We start from the raw sequence: 4,902 nt of genomic DNA, 5'->3' as shown, positions 1-4,902 counted from the left end.
AACAACCAGCTCGCGCACCACGGCGTCGACGAGCTGCTGGCGCGGCGCGGGATCCTGTTCGTCCCGGACTTCGTCGCCAGCGCCGGCGGCATCATCAACCTGGCCCAGGAGTTCACCGGCTACTCGCGGTCCCGCGCCCTGGCCGGCGCGGCGTCGATCGAGACCACGACGACCCGGGTGCTGACGCGGGCCCGCGACGAGGGCGCGACGCCGCAGCAGGTCGCGCTGGCGATGGCCCGGGAGCGGGTCGCCCGCGAGGGAGCGGGCCGGCGCTTCGAGCCGGGCGATCCCGCGGCGTGGACCGACGGCCAGCCGCTGCGGTGGGTCCGCCCACCCGGTACCGTGCGCTGACATGCAGACCGTGGCGCCCGACCGCGAGGGCGCCGTTGACGACGTGGTGCGTCGCCTCGATGACGACGGCTACGCCATCGTCGAGGGCGTCCTCGGACGCGACGAGGCGGCCGCGACCGGCGCCGAGCTGCGTCGGCTCCTCGACGGGGTCCCGAGCGGGCGCAACCCCTTCGAGGGGTTCCACACCCGGCGGCTCTACGCCATCTACGCCAAGACCCGCGTCCTCGACGCGCTGACCCTGCACCCCCTCGTGCTCGGCGCCCTCGACCGCGTGCTCGGCCCGCACTACCAGCTGAGCGGACCGACCGGGATCGAGATCGGGCCCGGCGAGGAGGAGCAGCTCCTGCACCGCGACGACGACATCTACCCGGTGGCGCGCCCGCATCCCCAGCTCGTGACGAACGTGATGTGGGCCTTCGACGACTTCACGGTCGAGAACGGCGCCACCCGCCTGTACCCGGGGAGCCACCGCAGCATCGAGCGGCCCCCGCCGTCGGCGCCCGTGGTGCACGCGGTGATGCCCGCCGGCTCGGTGATGCTCTACGTCGGGTCGATCTGGCACGGGGGCGGCGCCAACCGCAGCGACCGGAGCCGCCTCGGCGTGGCCATCGAGTACTGCGCCAGCTGGCTGCGCGCCCAGGAGACGCACCTCCTCGCGGTCTCCCCGGCCCTGGCGCGCACCCTCCCGAAGCGGCTGCGCGAGCTCCTCGGCTACGACATCTACCCGCCGTTCGTCGGCTACGTCGACGGCCGACATCCCGAACGGGCGCTCGAGCGCGACGGGTTCTTCGTCGACGGCCGCTGACGCGCCGCCGCTCGCCGACGTCCAACAGCGCGACGCGGGACGTCGCCGCTCAGGACGGGATCTGATCGCTGCCGCGCTTGATCCACTGCCAGCCCTGACCGGGCGCCACCCCTTGGGCCAGGATCGCCTGCTGGGCGAACGCGACGAGCTGCTCGGCCGAGGTGGCCGCGGGGAACCCGACGTGGTAGCCGGCGTCGCCGACGCGCCCGCCGGGAGTGTCGAGCCCGGCCGCCCGCAGCGCCTGCTCGACGTCGGCGGGGCTCACGCCCCGGCGGGGGATCACCACCACGGGGATCGTCTGGCGGTGGGGCGAGCCGATCGCGACCCTCGGGATCACCGGGAGGTCCATGCGGTTGGCGGCCTTCATCCGCGCCAGCCCGAGGAACTGCGGCCCCATGGCCAGCTCGGTCGGCCGGAACTCGACCCAGGCGCTCCCCAGCCGCTTGCCCAACACCTTGTCGCGCAGGTACTCCACGGCCTCGGTCGGGTCGTCGCCGTAGACGCCGTCGCTGACCATCGGGCCCCTCCACCTCGCGCCGGCTCGTCCCGGCTCGGCGCCATTCAAGCCCCGGTCCCTGCCGCGAACCAGCACCCGAAGACCAGGCCCGCCGCACTGCCGGCGCCGCTCGACCTCGAGGCTCACCGCAGGCGGCGCGTCGTCGGCGCCGCGCTCACGCCTCGGAGGGCTCGCGGTCGTCGGCCAGGCGCTGGGCCGCGAGCAGCCCGACGACGGCGCACGTCGCGGCCGACAGCCCGGCCAGGCGGGCCCGCCTCGGGAGCCGAGGGGTGACGAGGAGCACGAGCGCGTCGATCCCGTCGACGAGGGCGCCCATGCTCACCCACTCGGCGTCCTGGGTGCGCTCGTGGATGCACGTGAGCGCGCCGAGGCCGAGCGCCAGGTCGCGTCCGCCCGCCAGCCGCAGCGCGGCCCGCCCACCCCGGTCGCGGCTGCCGACCGCGAGGGCGGCCAGCGGTCCCGCGGCCACGAGCTGGGCCGCGCCGAGCCCGACCCGGGCGCGGGCGATGAGGAGCGCCACCTGTCGGTGTTTTGGGGGCACGGCTCAGCCAGCCTCGACCCGGGGTCCGCTCATGGGCGGCCATCCTCGCGCCGGCCCGGCCCGCGCCCGGGTCCGCGCCGCCGCTCGCCCGTCGCGTACAACTGGGGGCGTGCGAGCACCGGTCCGACCGCCGCGGGGCGCCGCGTCAGCGGGCGCGGGGACGGGCCGACGATGACGACCCTGCGGGTCGACCCCGAGGAGCTCGTGACCTGCGTGTCCTGCGGCCTGTGCCTGCCGCACTGCCCGACGTACCGGGTCACCGGGGACGAGAGCGCGTCGCCTCGGGGGCGCATCGCCGCCATGCGGGCGGTGCAGGCCGGCGTCGCCGACCTGGACGGGGAGTTCACCCGCTACATGGACGAGTGCGTCCAGTGCCGGGCCTGCGAGGCCGTGTGCCCGTCGGCGGTCGCCTTCGGGCACCTGATGGAGGGCGCACGCGAGACCCTCGCGGCCGAGACCGCGTACGTGCCGCGGTGGCAGCGGCTCGGCTACGGCGTCCTCACGCACCACCGCCTCCTCGTCGCGGGCTCCCGGGCGCTGGCGTTGGCGCAGCGCCTGCGCCTGGTCCCGTCGCGGCTCTCGCTGCCACCGCTGCCGCTGCGCGCGGCGCCGCTGCGGCCGACCGGCGACGACGTGTGGCTGTTCACGGGCTGCGTCATGGACGCCTGGCAGCGCCCGACGCACGCCGCGGTCCTGCGCGTGCTCGGCGCGGCCGGGGTCGGCGTGGCCCTGCCCGACGCCCGTCTCGCCGGCTGCTGCGGCGCGCTCCACACCCACGCCGGGCTCATCGACCAGGCGCGCGCGCTGGCCCGCCGCGTGATCGAAGGGTTCCCCGGCGAGGCGCCGATCCTCGTCGACTCGGCCGGGTGCGGCGCGGCGCTGAAGGGCTACGCGCACCTCCTCGGGACCGACGAGGCGCGGCGCTTCGTCGCCCGCGTCCACGACGTACACGAGTGGCTGGCGGCGCGCCCGGAGCGGCTCCCAGCCCCACCGCGACCACGCGCGTTCGGTGCGGTGGTCGCCGTGCACGACCCGTGTCACCTCCGCCACGTGCAGCGCGTCGCGGGCGCGGTGCGGACCGTGCTCGCGCCCTACGCGGACCTGCGCGAGCTCGACGACGACGGGCTGTGCTGCGGCGCCGGGGGCGCGTACGCCGCCCTGCACCCCGAGCTCGCGTCCGAGATCCGAGCCCGCAAGCTCGACGCCATCGCCCGCACCGACGCCACGGTCGTGGCGAGCGCCAACCCCGGTTGCACGCTGCACCTGGCCGCGGCCGGCGTCGACACCCGCCACCCGCTCGAGATCGTCGACGCCGCGCTGCGCGGCCCCGATCGCCGCCGCCACCGACGGCCCGGGGGCGCGACGCCGGCCCGGAGGAGCACGTGACATGACCGCACTTCGACTCGACGGTCGGTCGGCGCTGGTGACGGGCGCCTCGCGCGGCATCGGCCGCGCCATCGCGGCCGAGTTCGCGGCCGCGGGCGCGAGCGTGATGATCTCGTCCCGGAAGTCCGACGCCCTCGAGGAGGCGGCGTCGACGATGACCGGCCGCGTGGCCACGTTCCCCGCCAACGCCGGCGAGCCGGACCAGGCCGAGGCGTGCGTCCAGGCCACCGTCGACCGGTTCGGCGGCGTCGACATCCTCGTCAACAACGCCGCGACGAACCCCTACCTGGGGCCGAGCATCGACATCGACCTCGGCCGCTACGACAAGACGTTCCAAGTGAACCTGCGGGGACCCCTCGTCTGGACCCAGGCCGCCTGGCGAGCGTCCATGCGCGATCGCGGCGGGGTCGTCCTGAACGTCGCCTCCGTCGGTGGACTGCGCGGCGAGGCCGCCATCGGCATCTACAACGTCACGAAGGCGGCGCTGATCCACCTCACGAAGACCCTCGCCGCGGAGCTGGCGCCCGGCGTCCGCGTCAACGCGCTCGCCCCCGGACTCGTGAAGACCGACTTCGCGCGAGCGCTCTGGGAGCCCGCGGAGGACGCGGCGGCCGCCCAGGTACCGCTGCAGCGACTCGGCGTGCCGGAGGACGTCGCCCACGCGGCGCTGTTCCTCGCCAGCGACCTCGCGTCGTGGATCACCGGCCACACGCTCGTCGTCGACGGGGGCGCCCTCATCCGCAGCACCACCGGTCGCTGAGCCCGGCTCACCGGCCGCCGCCGGATCTCATCGACGGTCGCGCGTCACGGCCGGCCCCGGTCGGCGTCGGATGCCGTACCCGTGTCCAGCCCTCCTGCGCCGTCACGATCGGTGGCTCCGACCGGACCGCCCGGGCCGACCGCGCCCATCACGTGGTCGGTGCTTCGACTGGTCGCGGCGGTGGACGCGGGCCTCGCCATCAGCGACTTCGTCGTTCGACCCCTGACGTCTCGGTCCGCCGACCCGGGCGCCGCGCTGCGGGGAGGCCTCGTCTTCGGAGCGCTGGGGCTCGGCGCCGCGGTGGCGCGCCGCCGGGGTCGGACGACCGAGACGTCGGCGGCGCGGGCGGCCCGCGAGGCCGAGCCGGTGGTCGGGGGCCCGACGATCCTGGCCGTCCACGACGGTGACCGAGTGGTGGAGGCGTTCTGGGACGGTCCCACGCCGCGACCGCCGTCGCCGTGGCGGTCAAGCCCGACCGGCTGGGTGTGGGAGGCCGACCGGGACCGGGTGGCGGATCCGCTCGAGCCCGCGACGCCCTGGCG

At 76.1% G+C, this 4,902-nt stretch carries 7 protein-coding genes; 5 read left to right on the top strand and 2 right to left on the bottom strand.

The annotated features are described in order from the left end of the window. Together VG869_14335 and VG869_14330 are read left to right on the top strand one after the other, a co-directional pair. Nucleotides 1-351, top strand: a 351-nt coding sequence (locus tag VG869_14335) for a hypothetical protein (GenBank protein HEV3452361.1), incomplete at its 5' end; no start/stop codon positions are given. A gap of 1 nt (nucleotide 352) precedes the next feature. Continuing rightward, complete coding sequence (locus tag VG869_14330) at nucleotides 353-1,156, top strand: phytanoyl-CoA dioxygenase family protein (GenBank protein HEV3452360.1); 804 nt, start codon at nucleotides 353-355, stop codon at nucleotides 1,154-1,156. 49 nt (nucleotides 1,157-1,205) lie between these two features. Here VG869_14330 and VG869_14325 read toward each other — a convergent pair whose 3' ends face one another. Next, nucleotides 1,206-1,673 carry a hypothetical protein gene (locus VG869_14325; GenBank protein ID HEV3452359.1) on the bottom strand — a complete coding sequence of 156 codons (468 nt, stop codon included), beginning with the start codon at nucleotides 1,671-1,673 and terminating at the stop codon, nucleotides 1,206-1,208. 154 nt (nucleotides 1,674-1,827) lie between these two features. After that, complete coding sequence (locus tag VG869_14320; GenBank protein HEV3452358.1) at nucleotides 1,828-2,193, bottom strand: hypothetical protein; 366 nt, start codon at nucleotides 2,191-2,193, stop codon at nucleotides 1,828-1,830. 192 nt (nucleotides 2,194-2,385) lie between these two features. Between VG869_14320 and VG869_14315 the strand changes: the two genes are divergently transcribed. The 3 genes from VG869_14315 to VG869_14305 form a co-directional block, all read left to right on the top strand. Beyond that, on the top strand, nucleotides 2,386-3,600 hold the full coding sequence (locus VG869_14315) for a heterodisulfide reductase-related iron-sulfur binding cluster (protein HEV3452357.1): 1,215 nt from the start codon (nucleotides 2,386-2,388) through the stop codon (nucleotides 3,598-3,600). A 1-nt stretch (nucleotide 3,601) separates the two neighbouring features. Further along, nucleotides 3,602-4,360: an SDR family oxidoreductase gene (locus VG869_14310; GenBank protein HEV3452356.1), complete on the top strand. Its 759-nt coding sequence runs from the start codon at nucleotides 3,602-3,604 to the stop codon at nucleotides 4,358-4,360. Between the two features lie 159 nt (nucleotides 4,361-4,519). After that, nucleotides 4,520-4,902, top strand: a 383-nt coding sequence (locus tag VG869_14305) for a hypothetical protein (protein ID HEV3452355.1), incomplete at its 3' end; no start/stop codon positions are given.

The organism is Acidimicrobiia bacterium (genome assembly GCA_035948415.1).
Taxonomy (GTDB): domain Bacteria; phylum Actinomycetota; class Acidimicrobiia; order IMCC26256; family PALSA-555; genus PALSA-555.
The sequence above is the reverse complement of the archived record's forward strand: the minus strand, read 5'-3'. Positions and strand labels throughout refer to the sequence as shown.